General features: G+C 62.9%; 14 protein-coding genes. 5 read left to right on the plus strand and 9 right to left on the minus strand.

Annotated features, from left to right (window positions below; genetic code table 11):
- The first annotated feature begins 6 nt into the window (after window positions 1-6).
- From V1294_RS04930 to V1294_RS04950, 5 genes are all read left to right on the plus strand, one after another.
- Entirely contained in the window at window positions 7-870 is an 864-nt protein-coding gene (locus V1294_RS04930; RefSeq protein WP_334488272.1) for an ABC transporter permease, read from the plus strand.
- Window positions 867-2,600 (plus strand): L-arabinonate dehydratase, encoded by a 1,734-nt coding sequence (gene araD, locus V1294_RS04935; RefSeq protein ID WP_334495507.1) that lies wholly within the window; start codon window positions 867-869, stop codon window positions 2,598-2,600. The genes V1294_RS04930 and araD overlap by 4 nt, the downstream gene beginning before the upstream one ends.
- Before the next feature lie 183 nt (window positions 2,601-2,783).
- Window positions 2,784-3,875 (plus strand): SMP-30/gluconolactonase/LRE family protein, encoded by a 1,092-nt coding sequence (locus tag V1294_RS04940; RefSeq protein ID WP_334495509.1) that lies wholly within the window; start codon window positions 2,784-2,786, stop codon window positions 3,873-3,875.
- Window positions 3,876-4,008: 133 nt separating this feature from the next.
- The gene (locus V1294_RS04945; protein WP_334495511.1) at window positions 4,009-4,728 is read left to right on the plus strand and encodes a ribonuclease activity regulator RraA; all 720 of its coding nucleotides are present in this window, start codon (window positions 4,009-4,011) and stop codon (window positions 4,726-4,728) included.
- Window positions 4,729-4,783: 55 nt separating this feature from the next.
- The gene (locus V1294_RS04950; RefSeq protein WP_334495513.1) at window positions 4,784-6,226 is read left to right on the plus strand and encodes an aldehyde dehydrogenase family protein; all 1,443 of its coding nucleotides are present in this window, start codon (window positions 4,784-4,786) and stop codon (window positions 6,224-6,226) included.
- Window positions 6,227-6,276: 50 nt separating this feature from the next.
- Here V1294_RS04950 and V1294_RS04955 read toward each other — a convergent pair whose 3' ends face one another.
- The 9 genes from V1294_RS04955 to V1294_RS04990 all read right to left on the minus strand — a co-directional run bounded on the left by V1294_RS04955 (window position 6,277) and on the right by V1294_RS04990 (window position 18,419).
- Window positions 6,277-8,394, minus strand: coding sequence for a S9 family peptidase (locus V1294_RS04955; RefSeq protein WP_334495515.1), 2,118 nt, complete (start codon window positions 8,392-8,394; stop codon window positions 6,277-6,279).
- 166 nt (window positions 8,395-8,560) lie between these two features.
- Window positions 8,561-10,273 (minus strand): ABC transporter permease, encoded by a 1,713-nt coding sequence (locus V1294_RS04960; protein WP_334488284.1) that lies wholly within the window; start codon window positions 10,271-10,273, stop codon window positions 8,561-8,563.
- A 210-nt stretch (window positions 10,274-10,483) separates the two neighbouring features.
- Window positions 10,484-11,551 (minus strand): ABC transporter substrate-binding protein, encoded by a 1,068-nt coding sequence (locus V1294_RS04965; protein ID WP_334495517.1) that lies wholly within the window; start codon window positions 11,549-11,551, stop codon window positions 10,484-10,486.
- Between the two features lie 24 nt (window positions 11,552-11,575).
- Window positions 11,576-12,637 (minus strand): ABC transporter ATP-binding protein, encoded by a 1,062-nt coding sequence (locus V1294_RS04970; RefSeq protein WP_334495519.1) that lies wholly within the window; start codon window positions 12,635-12,637, stop codon window positions 11,576-11,578.
- Between the two features lie 292 nt (window positions 12,638-12,929).
- Window positions 12,930-13,280, minus strand: coding sequence for a DUF805 domain-containing protein (locus V1294_RS37890; protein WP_417021219.1), 351 nt, complete (start codon window positions 13,278-13,280; stop codon window positions 12,930-12,932).
- A gap of 156 nt (window positions 13,281-13,436) precedes the next feature.
- On the minus strand, window positions 13,437-14,621 hold the full coding sequence (locus V1294_RS04975; RefSeq protein WP_334488291.1) for a pyridoxal-phosphate-dependent aminotransferase family protein: 1,185 nt from the start codon (window positions 14,619-14,621) through the stop codon (window positions 13,437-13,439).
- Between the two features lie 165 nt (window positions 14,622-14,786).
- Window positions 14,787-15,623 (minus strand): LssY C-terminal domain-containing protein, encoded by an 837-nt coding sequence (locus V1294_RS04980; RefSeq protein ID WP_417021220.1) that lies wholly within the window; start codon window positions 15,621-15,623, stop codon window positions 14,787-14,789.
- A gap of 55 nt (window positions 15,624-15,678) precedes the next feature.
- Complete coding sequence (locus tag V1294_RS04985; RefSeq protein WP_334488294.1) at window positions 15,679-16,410, minus strand: thermonuclease family protein; 732 nt, start codon at window positions 16,408-16,410, stop codon at window positions 15,679-15,681.
- Between the two features lie 275 nt (window positions 16,411-16,685).
- Entirely contained in the window at window positions 16,686-18,419 is a 1,734-nt protein-coding gene (locus V1294_RS04990) for a hypothetical protein (protein ID WP_334495522.1), read from the minus strand.
- Between the last annotated feature and the right edge of the window lie 195 nt (window positions 18,420-18,614).

Genomic DNA, 18,614 nt, shown 5'->3' on the forward strand with positions numbered 1-18,614 from the left:
CGCGCGATGGGCGAGGCCAAAATCCTGCTGCGCGATGCCGCAGACCTGGCGGCGGTTGTTCCGACGGAAGTCGAGCGCAAGCTGACGGTGCCGGAGCTGTTGTGGAACGACGGCTTCGTCCGCAAATCCGTTATCATCATCTTCCTCGCCGCAGCCTGGGAGATCTACGGCACCGTCCTCGACAATCCGCTGCTGTTCCCGACCTTCCACGACACGATTCTGACGATGTTCGACAAGGTGCGCGATGGGACTATTCCCATGCGCGCGTGGGCGTCGCTAAAAGTACTGTTCATGGGATATGCCGCCGGCATCGTGCTCGCGGCGATCTTCACCGTTCTCGCGATCTCGACCCGGATCGGCACGGATTTTCTCGAAACCATCACCGCGATGTTCAATCCCTTGCCGGCGATCGCGCTGCTGCCGCTGGCGCTGATCTGGTTCGGGTTGGGCAATGGCAGCCTCGTGTTCGTGTTGATCCATTCGGTGCTGTGGCCGGTCGCGCTCAACACCCATTCCGGCTTCAAGAGCGTGTCGAACACGCTGCGCATGGTCGGCCGTAATTACGGCCTGCGCGGTTTGCCCTATGTCGCCCGTATTCTCATTCCTGCTGCATTCGGTTCTATCCTGACCGGCCTTAAGATCGGCTGGGCGTTTGCCTGGCGCACGCTGATCGCCGCCGAACTCGTGTTCGGCGTGTCGTCGGGGCAGGGTGGTCTCGGCTGGTTCATTTTCGAAAACCGTAACCTGCTGGATATCCCTGCGGTGTTCGCTGGCCTGTTGACGGTGATCGTGATCGGCTTGATTGTCGAGAACCTGATCTTCCGCACGATCGAGCGCAACACCGTCCAAAAATGGGGTACGCAATCATGACCAAGAAGAACCCCGCCGAACTCCGGAGCGCGCGCTGGTTCGCGCCCGACGATCTCCGCGCTTTCGGCCACCGCTCGCGCGCCATGCAGATGGGCTATGCGCCGGAGGAGTGGAAAGGCCGGCCTGTGATCGCGATCCTCAACACCTGGTCGGATGCGCAGCCCTGCCACATGCATTTCAAGAGCCGCGTCGACGACGTCAAGCGCGGCATCCTGATGGCGGGCGGTTTCCCGATGGAGCTGCCGGCGCTGTCGCTGTCGGAATCGTTTTTGAAGCCGACCACCATGCTCTATCGCAACATGCTGGCGATGGACGCCGAAGAATTGCTGCGCGGCCATCCCGTCGACGGCGTGGTGCTGATGGGCGGCTGCGACAAGACCACGCCGGGCCTGCTGTTAGGGGCCACCAGCATGAACCTCCCGACGATCTATCTGCCCGCGGGCCCTATGCTGCGCGGCAACTGGAAGGGCAAGACGCTGGGCTCGGGTTCGGACGCCTGGAAATACTGGGACGAGCGGCGCGCGGGGAAAATCTCCGACAAGGACTGGGTCGATGTCGAAGCCGGCATCGCCCGCAGCTACGGCACCTGCATGACCATGGGCACCGCCTCCACCATGACGGCGATTGCGGAATCGATCGGCATGACCTTGCCGGGCGCGTCCTCGATTCCCGCCGCTGATGCCGGCCACATCCGCATGGCCTCGGAATGCGGCCGCCGCATCGTCGAGATGGTGTGGGAGGATCTGACGCCGGAAAAAATCCAGACCCGAAAAGCCTTCGAGAACGCCATTACGGTTGCGATGGCGATGGGCTGCTCGACCAACGCGATCATCCATCTGATCGCGCAGGCGCGTCGTGCCGGCCAGGACATCGGGCTCGACGATTTCGAAACGGCCAGCCGCAAGGTGCCTGTGATCGCCAATGTGCGCCCGAGCGGCGATAAATACCTGATGGAGGATTTCTTCTATGCCGGCGGCCTGCCGGGCCTGATGAGCCGCATCAGGGAGCATCTGCATCTCGACGTCATGACGGTGACCGGCGAGACGCTCGGCGACAACATCGCGCGCGCCGAAGTCTATAATGACGACGTCATTCGTACCGTGAAGGACCCGATCTACAAGGAGGGCGCGCTCGCCGTGCTCAAGGGCAATCTCGCGCCCGACGGCTGCGTGATCAAGCCCAGCGCCTGCGAACCGCGCTTCCTCAAGCACACCGGCCCGGCGCTGGTGTTCGACGATTATCCCTCGATGAAGAAGGCGATCGACGATCCGAATCTGGACGTCACCGCCGATCACGTGCTGATCCTGCGCAATGCCGGCCCGCAAGGCGGGCCCGGCATGCCGGAATGGGGCATGCTGCCGATCCCGACAAAACTGGTGAAGCAGGGCGTGCGCGACATGGTGCGGCTGTCGGACGCGCGCATGAGCGGCACCAGCTACGGCGCCTGCATCCTGCATGTCTCGCCGGAGTCCTATGTCGGTGGCCCGCTGGCCCTGGTGCGAACCGGCGACAAGATCACGCTCGACGTCAACGCACGCACCATCAACCTCGATGTCCCGGAAGCCGAACTCGCAGAGCGCCGTGCCGCATGGAAGGCGCCGGAGCCGCGCTACGAGCGCGGCTATGGCTGGATGTTCACCAAGCATATCAAGCAGGCCAATGAAGGCTGCGATTTCGATTTTCTGGAGACCGGGTTTGGGGCGCCGGTGGAGGAGCCCTCGATTTACTAGCCGTAATCCGTCCAGCGGTAATACGTCATTGCGAGCGAAGCGAAGCAATCCATCTCACGGCACGAAGAAAGAGTGGATTGCTTCGTCGCTTCGCTCCCTTGCGCAAACGCTTCGCGTTTGTCGCAGGCAATGATGTTCTAAGAGCTGAGCAAAAACAGAAGACGACCCAGGGGAGGACTACCAATGACCATGTCTCGACGCAACCTGCTCGCAGGGGCCGGCGCCGCTGCCGCTTCGACGCTTCTCGCCCGCAGCGCGGCTGCGCAATCATTCCCCTTCACGCCGAACCAGCGCTACCCCGATCCGGCCGTGCAGATTCTCGATCCGAGTTTTGCGAAATACCGGATCTATTCTTCGACAGTCGAGCAGGTCGCGACCGGCATGCGCTGGGCCGAAGGGCCGGCATACTTCCCCGAGGGCGGCTATCTCCTGTTCTCCGACATCCCGAACAATCGCATCATGAAGTTCGACGAGAAGACCAACCAGACCAGCGTCTTCCGCGCTAACGCCAACTACGCCAATGGCAACGCCCGCGACCGCCAGGGCCGGCTCGTCACCTGCGAGCATTCGGTCACCCGCCGCGTCACCCGCACCGAGAAGGACGGCAAGATCACCGTGCTCGCCGACAAGTTCGAGGGCAAGCGGCTGAACGCGCCCAATGATATTGTGGTCAAGTCCGACGACACCATCTGGTTCACCGATCCCTTGTTCGGCATCAACGGCGAGTGGGAAGGCAAGAAGGAAAAGCCCGACCAGGCCACCACCAACGTCTATCGCCTCACCAAGGACGGCAAACTCACCGCCGTCATTACCGACATCGTCAATCCCAACGGGCTCGCGTTCTCGCCGGACGAAAAGAAGCTCTATGTCGTGGAGTGGAAGGGTACGCCGAATCGCAGCATCTGGAGTTTTGACGTCAACGCCGATGGCACCGTGGGCGGCAAGACCAAGCTGATCGACGCTGCCGACCAGGGCGCGCTCGACGGTTTTCGTGTCGACCGCGATGGCAATCTGTGGTGCGGCTGGGGCTCCAACGGCGCGCTGCAAGGTGAGCCGACCGATGTCGGCGGCCGAAAAGTGTTCCAGCTCAAGGGCAAGTCCGAGGATCTCGACGGCGTCATGGTGTTCAGCCCCGTCGGCAAGCCGCTCGCCCATATCCGTCTGCCGGAGCGCTGCGCCAATCTCACCTTCGGCGGCCCGAAGAACAATCGCCTCTATATGACGAGCTGCCACTCGGTCTACGCGCTGTATGTGGAATCGCATGGGGCGGTTTGATTGATCCTGTCGTTCCGGGGCGATGCGAAGCATCGAACCCCAATGTGCAATTGCACATTGTGGAACCTCGAGATTCCGGGTTAGCTCGCTAACGCGAGCGCCCCGGAATGACGACGAAGAAAGCGAGAAAGCTATGACAAAACTGAGCGACGCCACCCGCAACAAACTCAAGACGGTCTCCACCGCCACCGTCGCCACCGCGCTGTTCAAGCGCGGTTTTCGCATCCAGATGATCCAGGACGTGCACCCGCTCGGCCCCGATCAGCCGGTGCTGGTCGGCGAAGCCTTTACGCTGCGCTACATGCCGGCGCGCGAGGATCTCAACAAGATCGACGTGTTCCGTGATCGCAGCCACCCGCAGCGCAAGGCGATCGAGGATTGCCCGCCCGGCGCGGTGCTGGTCATGGACAGCCGCAAGGACGCCCGTGCCGCGTCCGCCGGCGCCATCCTGGTGACGCGGCTGATGCAGCGCGGCTGCGCCGGCGTGATCACCGACGGCGGCTTTCGTGATTCCGCCGAGATCGCGGCTCTCGGCTTTCCCGCCTATCACCACCGCCCGAGCGCGCCGACCAATTTGACGCTGCATCAGGCAATCGAGATCAACGTCCCGATCGGCTGCGGCGACGCGCCGGTGTTTCCCGGCGACGTCATCCTCGGTGATCGCGACGGCGTGATCGTGATCCCGGCGCACCTGGCGGATGAGATAGCGGACGAGGCGGTCGAGATGACTGCGTTCGAGGATTTTGTTACAGAGGAAGTGCGCAAGGGCCGCTCGATCCTTGGCCTCTATCCCGCAACCGACGAGCAGACGCCGAAGGATTTTGCTGCTTGGCGCAAGGCCAACGGACGATAGTCTTCTATTCCCGGACGCGCGATCCAAAACCGACGTAACAGTGGAGAAACCGCCCATGCTGATGTTCAACAATCTGATCGACGGCGAATGGTTGTCCGATGGTGCTCGCGCGCCGAACGTCAATCCATCCGATACCAAGGACATCGTCGGCGAAGCCGTGCGCGGCACGCGTGCGCAAGCCGAGGCTGCGATTGCGGCTGCCAAAGCGGCGTTTCCGGCATGGTCGCGATCGACGCCGCAAGCGCGCTACGACATCCTGAAAAAGGCGTCGGACGAAATCCTGGCCCGCAAGGACGAGCTGGGCCGGCTGTTGTCGCGCGAGGAAGGCAAGACGCTGCCGGAAGGCATCGGCGAAGTCGCGCGCGCCGGCCAGATCTTTGCGTTCTTTGCCGGCGAATGCCTGCGGATGGCGGGCGAGAAACTCGCTTCCGTGCGCCCCGGCATCGACATCGAGATCACGCGCGAAGCGCTGGGTGTTGTCGGCTTGATCACACCATGGAATTTCCCGATCGCGATTCCGGCCTGGAAGATCGCGCCAGCGCTGGCCTATGGCAACACCGTGGTGGTCAAGCCCGCTGATCTTGTTCCGGGCTCGACCTGGGCGCTGGTCGATATTCTACACCGGGCGGGCCTGCCCAAGGGCGTGCTCAACCTCGTGATCGGGCGCGGTTCTGAAGTCGGCGCGGTCTTGCTGGAGCATCCCGATGTTGCCGCGATCAGCTTCACCGGCTCGGTGGCCACCGGCAAGAAGGTCGCGGCGGCCTGCATCGCCTCGCGGCCGATGAAGAAGTTTCAGCTGGAGATGGGCGGCAAGAATCCGCTGGTCGTTCTGGATGACGCGGATCTGAAGGTCGCGGTGGAATGTGCCGCCAATAGCGCGTTCTTTTCCACCGGGCAGCGTTGCACCGCCGCCTCGCGGCTGATCGTCACCGCCGGCATCCACGACAGATTCGTGGAGGCCCTCACCGAGCGAATGCGCGGCCTGAAGGTCGACAACGCCGTCAAGGCCGGCACGGATATCGGCCCGGTGGTAGATCAGAGCCAGCTCGATCAGGATCTCAAATATATCAGCATCGGCAAGGACGAAGGCGCCAAGCTTGCCTTCGGTGGCGAACTTCTCAATCGCGCGGCGCCCGGCTTCTATCTGCAACCGGCATTGTTCACCGGCGTGGCCAACACGATGCGGATCGCGCGCGAGGAAATATTCGGGCCGGTGGCCGCGGTCATCAGGGTCAAGGATTATGCCGAAGCGCTGGCGACTGCCAACGACACCGAGTTTGGCCTGTCATCCGGCATCTGTACCACCAGCCTGAAATACGCCAGCGACTACAAGCGCAATTCCGAAGCGGGCATGGTGATGGTGAACCTGCCGATCGCCGGCGTCGATTACCACGTGCCGTTCGGCGGCCGAAAGGGCTCCAGCTTCGGTGCCCGCGAACAGGGCCGCTACGCCGCCGAGTTCTATACGACGGTCAAGACGGCTTATACGATGCCGTAATGAGTTGCCGGCTCCCTCACCCGGCGCGTAGCGCCGGGTGAGGGAGCCACTTAGACCTCCGCCTTCTCCGCCATCCCCACCGCCCACAACGCGAACGCATACGCGATCGCCACTTCATCCAGCCGGTTGAACCGCCCCGACGCGCCGCCGTGGCCGGCGCCCATGTTGGTGCGCAGCAGCACCGGGCCGCCGCCGCTCATGGTCGGGCGCAGCCGCGCGATCCATTTCGCGGGCTCCCAATAGGTGACGCGCGGATCGGTCAGGCCGCCCATCGCCAGGATGGCGGGATACTCCTTTGCCGCGAGGTTGTCGTAGGGCGAGTACGTCAAAATGGTGCGAAAGTCCTTTTCGCTCTCGATCGGATTACCCCATTCCGGCCATTCCGGCGGCGTCAGCGGCAGCGTGTCGTCGAGCATCGTGTTGAGCACATCTACGAACGGCACCTCGGCGACGATGCCCGCGAACAATTCACCTGATCGGTTGGCGACCGCGCCCATCAGCATGCCGCCGGCGCTGCCGCCATGGCCGACGATGCGCTTTGCGCTGGTGTACTTCGCCTCGATCAGTGCGCGCCCGGCCGCGGCGAAATCATCGAACGAGTTCGTCTTCTTCTCGCGCTTGCCGTCGAGATACCAGCCCCAGCCTTTATCCGCGCCGCCGCGGATATGCGCGATCGCATAGACAAAGCCGCGATCGACCAGCGACAGCCGGTTGGCGGCGAACGAGGCCGGCATCGCCATGCCGTAGGAGCCGTAGCCGTAGAGCAGCAGCGGTGCCTTGCCGTCGCGTACCAGATCCTTGCGGTGCAGGATCGAGACCGGCACCAACGCGCCGTCATGCGAGGTCGCCATGATGCGCGTGGTGACATAGTCGGCCGGGTTGTGGCCGGACGGTATCTCCTGCCGCTTGCGCAGCAGGCGCGCCCGCGTGGCCATGTCGTAATCATAGACTTCCGCCGGCGTCGTCATCGACGAATAGGAGAACCGCAAATTCGTGGTCTCGAACTCGTAGCTGCCCATGGTGTCGAGCGAGTAGGCCGCCTCGTCGAAGGCGATGGCGTGCTCTTCGCCCGTCGCGAGATCGCGGATGATGATCGCGGGCAGCGCGTTGGCGCGCTCCAGCCGCACCATGTGGCCGGCATAGAGTTCGACATCGAGCACATAGACGCCCTCGCGATATGGAATCAGGTCGCGCCAGTTGGCGCGTTCGGGGGCGGCGAGGGGCGCTGTCACGACCTTGAAGTCGATCGCGTCATCCGCGTTGGTGAGAATGAACAACTCATCGCCGCGGTCGGCGAGCGAATACTGCACGCCTTCCTCGCGCGCCGCGACCAGCCTCGGCGGTGCCTCGGGATGGTCGAGGTCGATCAGCCGTTGCTCTGAGGTCTCGTGGTCGCCGCCGGCGATGACGCAGAAGCGGCCGGAAGAGCTCTCATGCAGATGGGTGAACCAGCCGGAATCCTGTTCCTCATACACCAGCGTGTCGTCGGCCTGTTTGGTGCCGAGCTTGTGGCGCCAGACCTGCATCGGGCGATGGTTGTCGTCGAGCTTGACGTAAAAGAAGCTGTTGCAATCCTTGCTCCAGACGATACCGCCGTCGGTCTCCTCGACCAAATCGTCTCGATCGGCCCCAGTGCTCCAATCGCGAACGCGAATCGAGAAATATTCCGAGCCCTTGGTATCGGCGCTCCACGCCTGCAGTTTGTGGTCATGCGAATGCCGTGCGCTGCCGAACTTGAAGTATTCGTGGTTTGTGGCCAGCGCGTCGCCGTCGAGCACGATTTGCACGTCGCCGCCATCGCGCGGCGTGCGGCCGAACAGTTCATGCTGCCCACCCTCGCGGAACTTTCGCAAATAAGCAAATGGGCCGTCCGGTGCGGGCACGCTGGAATCGTCTTCCTTGATCCGCCCGCGCATTTCCGCGACCAGCTTCTTCTGCAGGGGCGCGGTATGGCCGAGCAGGCTCTCGGTGTAGTCGTTCTCGGCTTCCAGATACTTTCTGATATCCGGGTCGAGTATCGCTGGATCGCGCAGCACTTCCTGCCATCTGGCGTCTTTCAGCCATGCGTAATCATCCGTCACCGTAATGCCGTGCGTGGTGAAGGTGTGCGGGCGGCGGGGAGCGATCGGTGGCGACAGGGCAGGCTTTTTGGTGGCGGCTTGGGTCACGCGGTCCTCGTATGGCTCAATGATTGAGCCTTATATCGGAGCGAATGTGGCGGATTACCAGATGTGTAGGGTGGGCAAAGCGACAGCGTGCCCACCATTCCTTGCGGAGGGTTTGATGGTGGGCACGGCGCAAGAGCGCCTTTGCCCACCCTACGGCTCGGGGCTTCTAACTATTCCGCAGCCTCGCCGCGGCGCCGCCGCCGAACACCGGAATCCTATTCACCGCGAGCACCACGGCAAACGTAATCACCAGCATCGCGATGCCCAACACGGAAATCGCGGCGAGATCGCCGCTTTCGTTGAGGTCGTAGATCAGGACCGACAGCACCTTGGTCTGCGAGGTGAACAGCACGATCGCCGCGGATAGCTCCCGCATCACGCCGATGAAGATGAAGCACCAGGTCGCGATCACGCCGGTGCGCAGCAAGGGCGCGGTGATCTGGCGCAGCGTTTGCAGCCGCGTCGCGCCGAGGATGCGGCTGGCGTCTTCCAGCTCGGGATGAATGGTCGCGAACGCCGCCTGCAATTGCTGATAGGCCGATGGCAGATTGATGGTAAGGAACGCCACCAGCAGGATCCACAGCGTGCCGTAGAGCACGAAGGGCGGTCGCGTGTAGCTCAAAAACAGCCCGACGCCGAGCACGATGCCGGGCACCGCGACGGGGGCGGTCGCGAGAAAGCCGAGCACGCGATGGCTCGCGATCACGCGCCGGGTCGTGACATAAGCGACGACGAGGGCGAGAATCGTGCCGATGGTCGCCGTCGATGCGCCCAGGATCACGGTGTTCTTCAGCGCGAGCTGGGTCGACGACAATTCGGTGAACACGAACACGATGTTGTGCAGGGTGGCCGTCGACGGCGTCACCAGCGTGGTCGCGTTCGGCGAGAACGCCGCGTTGAGCAGCGCGAAATAGGGCAGGAACACAGGATTGAGCAGCACGAGCAGACAAAACGCCAGCGCCACCCAGCGCCATCCCTTCATCTCGATCGGGCGCGGCGCGCCGTATTTGCCGCCGACCACGGAGAAGCCGCGGCGGCCGAGCAAAAACTTCTGGCCCTGCAGCAGCAATATCGTCAGCAGCAGCAGCGGCACGGCGGCGGCCGCCGCAAGTTCGAGTTTTGGCGGATACTGGAACAGGCTCCAGATCTTTGTCGTCATGGTGTGGAAGCCGGCCGGCAGCGCCAGGATCGCGGGCGATCCGAACAGCGTCATCGCCTGCAGGAACGCGATCAGGGCGCCCGCGACCAACGCGGGCAGCGCCAAGGGAATCGTCACGCGCCGCGCCGTGGTCCAGGCCTTGCCGCCGAGGATGGCGGAGGCGTCCTCCAGCTCGCCCGGCATGTTGTCGAGCGCGTTGGCGACCAGCACGAACACGAATGGAAAGGTGTAGCAGGAGATCACGAAGATCAGTCCGGTCAACGAATAGATGTCGAACAGCGGATCTTCGGCGCCGGTGAGATAGCGATAGAGCTGGTTCAACAATCCGCTGTTGGGCGCCGCCAGCAATTCCCAGGCGACCGCGCCGAGAAACGGCGGCGTGACAAAGGACGCCGTCACCAGCGCGCGGATCGTCTGCCGCCCCGGCATGTCGGTGCGCGACACCAGCCAGCCGATCGGAGCTGCGACAAGGCAGCAGACCACCGCCGAGGTGGTGGCGATGATTGCGGTCGTCAGCAGCGGATCGAGGAACGCTGGGTCGGTGAACAGCGTGACGAAGTTCTGCAGCGTCGGATGCCGTGCCTTGTCCGTGAACGCGAAAACCGCCAGCCACGACATCGGCAGCACGATGAGCACGATCATGAAGGCAGCGAACAGCCACAGGACGGGGCGGGTGAGGTCGATGCGGGATTTGGGAGCGTCGGTGGTGGTGATGGTCATGTCATTTCCACAAGCGAAGTGCAGCTCCCTCGCCCCGCGCTTGCGGGGAGAGGGTTGGGGTGAGGGGTCTCACCGCAAATTCGGACTCGCGGATAGTGCCCCTCACCCGTCGCGCATCTGGCGATGCGCACTGACCTAAGAGCGAGCTTCGCTCGTCTCGACTCCCCGCAAGCGGGGAGAGGCAAGGAGAAGGACACCCGCCGCGCACCCTCAAACCCTGAACAACCGCGCATAGCGCGTCTTGATCTCTTCGGCCATTTTCTCGACCCCGGCGGCATCTTCCTTCATCAGCTTGATGTCCGTAATCTTCCGCCGCCCCGGCTTCGATTGCACCTGCGCGTGAACGGAATACTGCGCGGTAAAGTCGGTGAAGAATTGTTGGGTCTCGCGGGTGTGCAGCCAGGCCTGGAACAGCCGTGCGGCATTTGGGTGCGGCGCTGACGCAAAGATAGCGGTCGGCCCCGAAATCGTCGGCGCGCCTTCGGCCGGATAGATCGGCTCAACCGGTTGGCCGGCTTCCTTCAGCAGCACGACGCCGTATTCATTGCCGTCGGCCATCACGGCGCGTTCGCCAAGCGAAAGCTTTTTCGGCGGATCGGTCGAGGACTGCACCTGCATTACCCGCTGCTTCGACAGCTTCTCCAGGTAATCCCAGCCCAGTTCACGGACCAGCTGGAAGGTCGCAGTCATGATGGTGCCGCTATAGGCCGGATGGCCCTTGACCATCTTACCTGCCCATTTGGGATCAAGCAGGTCGGCAAAGCTCTTCGGTGCGTCTTCGGGCTTTACCAGATTGGTGTTGTAGGCAATCGACGACAAATAAATCCGCGAGGTGGCGGACATGCCGTCGGGGTCGCGATATTCAGGAAGAAAATGCCGGGCCATATCCTCCGATACAAATGGCGCCAGCCAATTGTTCCGCTTCCAGGTGATGATGTGCGACGCATCCGAGGTGTTGATCACGTCGGCTGCGCGGATGCCTGAACCGAATTCCTGGTCGATCCGCTGAAACAGCCGCTCCGAGCCGGAACGTTCGATCTGAATGGTGATGCCGGGATAGGCGGCCTCGAACGCCTTGCCGAGCTTTTCGCCGACCGGCAGGTCCATCGACGAATAGAAGATCAATTTGCCTTCCTTCTTCGCCGCCTCCACCAGATCAGGCGTGATCGCGACCGGCTCCGGCGCCTGGGCACGAACGGTGGAGGCGAACATGGTGCCGGCGGCAAGCGTAGCCGCGCCTTGCAGGATGTCGCGCCGCGAAAGTTTTCGTCCCTTCATCGCGTCCTCCTGTTTCTTTTTTCTTTAACGCCTCAGCGCCCGGCAGCGCTCGGGCGGCAGCGTCAACCAGACCTCGCTGCCTTTTTGCACATTGGTTTCGGTCGGCGTGGTGGCGCGCAGACTGGTGCCGTCGACCACTTCCACCATGTAGTCGCGCGCGGCGCCGAGATAGACCTGCCGCGTCACGACGGCCTTGATGGCGTTCTCGGGCGAAGCCGGCGCCTGCGCCGACAGGGCGATATCGTGCTGGCGGATCGCGACCACGGCGCCCTCACCCGCCGTGAGCGGCGCGCCGACCACCTGCAACGTCGCGCCAGCAAAGGAAATGTGGTTGGCATCGCGCGCGGTGCCCTTAATGACATTGCTGGCGCCGATGAAGCGCGCGACGAATTCGGACTCGGGGCGGGCATAGATGTCTTCGGGCGTACCGAGCTGGTCGATCCGCCCGCCATTCATCACCGCGATCAGGTCGGCCGTGGTCATCGCTTCGGACTGGTCGTGGGTGACGTAGACAGTGGTGTAGCGATATTCATCGTGCAGGCGGCGGATCTCGAACCGCATCTCCTCGCGCAGATTGGCATCGAGGTTGGACAGCGGCTCGTCGAGCAGCAGCGTCTGCGGCTCGACGATCAGCGCGCGCGCCAGTGCCACGCGTTGCTGTTGTCCGCCGGAGAGTTCGCCGGGATAGCGCTGCGCCAGTGCCTCGAGTTTTGTCGTGGCCAGAATCGCCGCCAGTTTCTTCGCGATGGTGTCGCGGTCCATTTTGCGCAGGCGCAGGCCGTAGACGATGTTTTCCATCACCGTCATGTGCGGCCACAGCGCGTAGCTCTGAAAAATCATCGACATGTTGCGCTGCTCGGGCGGCAGCGTGCGCGCCTTCGACGACACCAGCCGCTCGCCGACATGGATCTCGCCGTCGGAAGGTTCGAGGAAACCCGCGATCAGCCGCAGCGTCGTGGTCTTGCCGCAGCCGGAGGGGCCGAGCAGGCAGACCAATTGTCCATGGTCGATTTTCAAGGAGACGTTATCGACCACCGCAAGCGACCCAAATCGCTTGGTCAGGCCGCGCAAATCAACGGACGCCAATCGCCTCACTCCCACTCTTGTTCGTGCACGGATCAGCGCCCGGCTTGGTATGCCAGTATACGTACAAAAACGGGATGGGAAAGAGTAGGATGGGTGGAGCGAAGCGATACCCATCATTTAGATGCGGCTAAGGGAGCGCGAGAACGCGATTTCTCTCACCATGTGAAATGCAGTCACCCTGCGTTAGCGGGGACGACAGTGCGGGTGGAGCGCAGCGATAACCATCAATCAAACCAGGCGTGTACTCATAAATCAGGCGCTTAGTCTTGGTCGCGCCTTAGCGCAGATTATTTTAGAACCAGACCGGAGGTCGTCCAAATCTGTTATCCATGGCGTCACCCGGATAAAAAAGCAAAACCAGTGGTGTGAACAATCCAGCGACGGGGAGACAAATAAGTAAACTGGATAGGCCCGATTTGTTGATATCGTGAAACCGCTTCGCCATGGCTGCAAATAAAACCCAGATAATAACGATTAGATTTGCAACCCCCGTGAATACGCCGAGATCGCCCATCGCGTGAAGGCTGGGCCATGTCAACGCGAAGATGGCTAGCGATCCTAGGTATCCAACTAGCATGACCACCGCGTATTGAAGTCTGTTTATCCGACCGTAGAAACTGAAGAATCCGCGCAGGTAGTTCATGTGCAGTCGCAACGGCTATGCCGTTCCTTCCAAGCTTACGAACACTCAACCGCTACAGTGGCCTGTAGGATGGGTGGAGCGAAGCGATACCCATCGTTGCTGCCGTGATGGATATCGCTTCGCTCCACCCATCCTACCAGTGATACAGGTCGGGGCTCACGCCCTGACGTTCTCGCCGAGATATTCGATCGCGGCCTCGGTTCCGCCCTTGCCGTGGGGAATATTGAGCGCGTTGAGGCCGACCTCGATGACGCCGAGCGTGCCCAGAATCATCGGCGCATTCACATGGCCCATGTGGGCGATACGAAACGCCTGGCCGGATAGATCGCCAATTCCAGTGCCGAGCACCACGCCGCATTTGTCCTTGCAGTAGCGCTGCAGCGCAGCCGGATCGAAGCCGTTCATCGTCACCGTCGTCACCGTGTTGGAGCGCTCATTGGCCTCCGCGATGTTGAAGCCGAGCACCTGGCCCTCGGACCACGCCGCGACCGCGCGGCGCACCGCCTCGGCGAGCAGGCGATGACGCAGAAAGGCGTTTTCAAGTCCCTCGACATGGAGCATGTCGATCGCCTTGCGCAGCGCGAACAGCAAATGCACCGGCGCGGTGCCGGCATATTTACGGTAGTGCTCGGCTCCTTCGCGCTCGGTCCAGTCCCAATAGGGCGTGCGCAGGTTGGCCTTTTTGTGCACTTCGCGGGCGCGGTCGTTGGCGGCGACGAAGCCCAGGCCCGGCGGCGTCATCAGGCCCTTCTGCGAGCCGGACATCGCGACGTCGATGCCCCATCTATCCATCTCGAACGGCATGCAGCCCAGCGAAGCCACGGTGTCGACCATGAACAGCGCCGGATGGCCGGTAGACTTGATCGCCTTGCCGATCGCTTCGACGTCGTTATAGGCGCCGGACGCAGTATCGACCTGCACCGCGACGATCGCCTTGATGGTGTGATCCTTGTCCTGCTTCAGCCGAGCCTCGACTTCCGCGGGACGGATCGCGCGGCGCCAGTCGCCCTTCAGCACTTCGACCTCGACGCCCATCGCCGCCGCCGCCTGACCCCAACCGATCGCAAAGCGTCCGCTTTCCAGCACCAGCAGCTTGTCGCCGCGCGACAATACGTTGGACAGCGTCGCTTCCCATGCGCCGTGGCCGTTGGCGATGTAGATGTAGGATTTGCCCTTGGTAGCGAATAGTTTTGAGAGATCGGCGAGCAGGCTGTCGGTCAGTTCCAGCATCTGTTCGGAATAGATATCGAGCGCCGGGCGATGCATCGCCTGCAGCACTTCGTCGGGCATGGTGGTAGGTCCCGGGATGGCCAGAAACTCCCGGCCCGCGCGAACGGTCATTTGTTGTTTTTCCTTATTGGCAAGCACGCGGAATCGAGGCGCGTGAGATTCAGCTGGCATAATATTCGATCGAGATCGTCATTGCGAGCGCAGCGAAGCAATCCAGAGCTGCAAAATAGATCAAATTGCACTCATTGCTCTTCACAACGACGGCAATCAGCACAGCTATTTCCCGACCGCCTTGGCGATGGCGGCCCAGATCTGATCCTTCAATTCGGTCGCCGGCGGGCTCGGGATCGTCACCGCAGGTCCGTCGCGCTTTTTGCAGGCTTCGACCAGCCGCAGCACCCAGATTTCGCCGTCGGTGTAATAAAGATCGCCGCCGCCATTGTGGCCCGCAATCGTCGGCCCGATGCCGGTGACCTGATATTTCGCCTCGACCATGCCGGCGGTTTCCAGGTCAGCCGCAAGCAGCGCGCGCTCGGCGTCGAGATCGGGGCTGATGTGGTGCGTGACCGCAGCGGTGTATTTGCTGACGCCGACGCCGCGATCCTCCGTGGCCGCGCCAAGCCAGACCGGACGCTTCTCCGCGCCGCTGTCCAGCACCTTCCAGTAGCGCACATGGTTGCGCTGGTCGGCGCTGGCCCCGATCGGCTTTTCATAGGCGAGATCCTCGCGGCGGCCGAGATAATAGAGATTGCTCACCGGCGCGTCCTTGTAGGGCCGGTCGAGCAGCACGCTGCCGACGATCTCGATCGAGGATTTCAGCGTGATCCGGTCGGCGGGGTACCAGCCGGCCGCGTGCATCGCGCAGACGACGTCCTTGGTGTCGCCGACCAGCCCGACATTGATCGGATCGCCGGGAATGCCCTGACCGGTCCGCGTCACCATAGGTAATTGGGCGAGGCCTTTTTGATGTTCGTAATGGGTCCAGAAAAACGGCAGTATCAGATAGGCGACGGCGCCGTAGACGATGACAACGAGCAGCAAGATCCAGGCCGCGCGCTTCCACAGCGAACGCTTCGGTTTGACCGGGGATTGCGCACCATCGGTGTCGGTCACATCCAGCGCTCCGCGATGTCAGGCCCCCGAAGGGTAGCACGTCTGGGCTGTAGTGCTACCGCCGCGTTTCGCGGCAGCCCGCGGCTTCGGCCTCCTCGACCGAGCAGAACCAGCGCGTGCCCTTTGAGATCTTCATCTCGATCTTCGCATACCAGCGGCTTGTCGGCTGGTGATAGATGCATTCGCCGGAGCGGTTGACATTGCCCTTGATGGTGCAGTCCGGCGAGGGCGCCACCGAGCCGGATGCCGACGCCAGCAGGATCGCCCTGGCGTTCTCCGGCGGCTTGACCGCGCCAAGGATCGCCGTCTTCTTGTTGCGGACGCGCCAATCCCATGGCGCGATGAACGCCCCTTGCCACATCCCCGCCTGGGCCTCGCGCGCGGCTTTCTCATCTGCCTCATAGTCGCGCGAGATACGTGTAGCCGCCAGCGCCCAACCGTTTGACACCAGCCATTTCTGGATGTCCTCGCCGTCGGCCTCGCAGCGCGCCACCGTGCGGCCGCGGCGGTCGGTGACGGCCCTGGTATGGCAGGTCCAGCTCTTGCCCCCGAAGCGTTTGATCAGTTCGTCGCGCGCGGCGGCGCCGCAGGCCCAGCGCTCGCTTTTGGTGTTGAGGCAGAGCTGATCGACGGCCGGCGCGTCGATGCCGCCCAGGCGGATGCGGCTGTTGCCGATCTGGAGGTGATCGCCTTCACGGATTTTCGGGACGCCGGTGATATCTGCCGCCTGCGCCATGGCGGGGAGCGACAGCAGCAAAACGGCGGACAGCAATTTCCGTAAACTCATCGGCAGTCTCAGCGAAATGATGCGGATAGTGCGGACAATGGGGCCATCTTGCCAGCGCCGGAACGTCGCATCGCTTTCAACTTCCCGCGAGATGTTCAAACCCTCCCCTGGAGGGGGAGGGTCGCCGAGCATCGTGAGATGCTCGGCGGGGTGGGGTGACAGTCTCTCCTATCGAACGGTGCCCGAGTTGAGAGATCACCCCACCCCGTTTTGCATTTCGCTTCGCTCCATGCGAACCGACCCTCCCCCTCCAGGGGAGGGTAAGCGAGCGCGTTTCACGCAATACCCTTCATCATCACGCCTCGCGCCAGCGTCAGCCCCATCAACACAAACGCCGACGTCACCTCGGGCCCGCCGACCAGAATCCGCGTCGGCGTCTTCATCTTGTTCCATTCATAGGCCTTGTACGGCCCATGCCTGCCGCCTTCGCCGAGATGGGCCGTGATGCAGTTGAGCGCTGGCGCGAAGCTCGAAACATCGGCGCCGAGATGCGCCAGCGCCATCAGCGCCAGCGCGGCGTCGAACGGGTTCATCTCGCGCGCGATCAATTCTCCCTGGACATAGGCCAGCACCTTGCCGCGGATGAACGCGAACGTGCCGTCGGGATCGATCGCCTGCCGCGCCGCATCAGGCAACGCCATGAACGCGGCATGGCAGCGGCCGAAATAGGCGGAGTAGAGTTCCGGCAAATAATAGATGTGCGAGCGCGGATTTCTAAAGGCGCCGCTTTCGACCAGCCGCCGCTGGAAGCCGATGATGCGATGCACCGTCTCCAGCCGCGAAGGCGTCTCCAAAATTTTCCAGCGCGTAAGGTTGCGGAAAGAGACTTCGAGAATGTCGAGATTGAGGGTGGGATCGAGGTCGTTGCCGTAGGGCCGGTCGCCGGCGAGATTGTCGATCCAGGTGACGACGCCGCCCTCGTAATCGATGTTGTCGTTCAGCGGCACGGTGACGCGCGGCTCGTTGGCGCCCTCGCGCACTTGATAGCCGCGGTAGAAGTCCAGCAGCGGCTGGTCGAGGATCGGGTCGGTCGAACCGGCTTGCGTCGCCGCCGAGAACGAGCACGCGGTGGTGTCACAGTCAGGCACGTAGATGCCGAAGCCTAGGTCCTGCTTGATCTGGGCGAAGAAGCGCGAGAAGCGCGGATGCGGCAGCGGCGCCAGCGCCGTGATCACGCGCACCGTCGAGCCGTCATGCGAGGATACTTCCTCGGCTGAAGTCTTCAGGCAGAAATCCACCATTTCCGAAATCGCGCGCCGCGACGCCGCGGCCTCATCGGCGGATGCCAGCCCGCTCTCGACATAGCTCAGCAGCGCCTCGGTGAAGAAGGCGTCGTAATAGGCCGAGCGGTGGCGGATCTGCATCGGCTGCCACATCGGCTCGGCGATGCCCGTCCAGGGCGGGTTGATCAGGGCGCGGGCCGGCGAATGCGCGATGAAGATCCGCGCCAGGCTGAACAAGAGCGTCGAGTTCTTGTAGCCGCGCGAGTTCAGCCCGGTCAGCGCCGTCAGCATTTCGCGCCCGCCCATGTCGGGGTCGCCGATCAGGTTGAAGGCCGCATAGGTCGGGATGAAGCCGTTCTTGGCGAACGAGCCCAGCAGATGGGCGCCGCAGCGGCGGATCACCCGGTCGATCTCGCTTCCATCAGCCGCCCGGCCGGCGGCCGCCCGCTTCTGCGGGGCCGGGTGATGCACGCCGATATCGGCCATCAGCTCGGCGATCGGGGCGCCGACCGCGGCCCAGTCCGGCTCGTCATCGTCGCGCGCCCTTATCAGGGCCTCCTGCAAGGTGCCCAGTCGTTTTTCGTCCCGCAGCTCGGGCAGCCCGGTCCGCCGCAGCAGCGGCCGCAGCGCCGGATTGCCCAGCGCCGTCCGATAGAACTTGCCGAGATGGGGGTCGCCGCCGCGGTATTTCAGCAGCACGGGATCGCAGACGTCGTACAGCGAGGGGCCATCTTTCCGGGCGGTCAGCGCCCGGAATGCGGCGCCGGCGATGGTGTGGAAGCCCATGCAGTTTCTTTCCGCCGGAACGGTGAAGGGAGGGTCACGTTAAGCATGGCATACAGCTTAACGCGGCCACCGCCGGCCGGATCGGGCCCGCAAGCCCTTGAAAACTAGACAAATCCACGAAAAATACAAATGTGATCCGGGTCACTTAACTGGAATTAACCTTCCGCCAGTATTGGGCGGCTATTGGTTCCATGC

It is taken from the genome of Bradyrhizobium sp. AZCC 1678 (assembly GCF_036924765.1).
Classification (GTDB): domain Bacteria; phylum Pseudomonadota; class Alphaproteobacteria; order Rhizobiales; family Xanthobacteraceae; genus Bradyrhizobium; species Bradyrhizobium algeriense.

Excerpts from the sequence above, each read along its gene's own strand:
- V1294_RS04930 (WP_334488272.1), top strand. The coding sequence starts at position 7 with ATGGGCGAGGCCAAAATCCTGCTGCGCGATGCCGCAGACCTGGCGGCG.
- araD (WP_334495507.1), top strand. The coding sequence starts at position 867 with ATGACCAAGAAGAACCCCGCCGAACTCCGGAGCGCGCGCTGGTTCGCG.
- V1294_RS04940 (WP_334495509.1), top strand. The coding sequence starts at position 2,784 with ATGACCATGTCTCGACGCAACCTGCTCGCAGGGGCCGGCGCCGCTGCC.
- V1294_RS04945 (WP_334495511.1), top strand. The coding sequence starts at position 4,009 with ATGACAAAACTGAGCGACGCCACCCGCAACAAACTCAAGACGGTCTCC.
- V1294_RS04950 (WP_334495513.1), top strand. The coding sequence starts at position 4,784 with ATGCTGATGTTCAACAATCTGATCGACGGCGAATGGTTGTCCGATGGT.
- V1294_RS04960 (WP_334488284.1), bottom strand. The coding sequence starts at position 10,273 with ATGACCATCACCACCACCGACGCTCCCAAATCCCGCATCGACCTCACC.
- V1294_RS04965 (WP_334495517.1), bottom strand. The coding sequence starts at position 11,551 with ATGAAGGGACGAAAACTTTCGCGGCGCGACATCCTGCAAGGCGCGGCT.
- V1294_RS37890 (WP_417021219.1), bottom strand. The coding sequence starts at position 13,280 with ATGAACTACCTGCGCGGATTCTTCAGTTTCTACGGTCGGATAAACAGA.
- V1294_RS04975 (WP_334488291.1), bottom strand. The coding sequence starts at position 14,621 with ATGACCGTTCGCGCGGGCCGGGAGTTTCTGGCCATCCCGGGACCTACC.
- V1294_RS04985 (WP_334488294.1), bottom strand. The coding sequence starts at position 16,410 with ATGAGTTTACGGAAATTGCTGTCCGCCGTTTTGCTGCTGTCGCTCCCC.
- V1294_RS04990 (WP_334495522.1), bottom strand. The coding sequence starts at position 18,419 with ATGGGCTTCCACACCATCGCCGGCGCCGCATTCCGGGCGCTGACCGCC.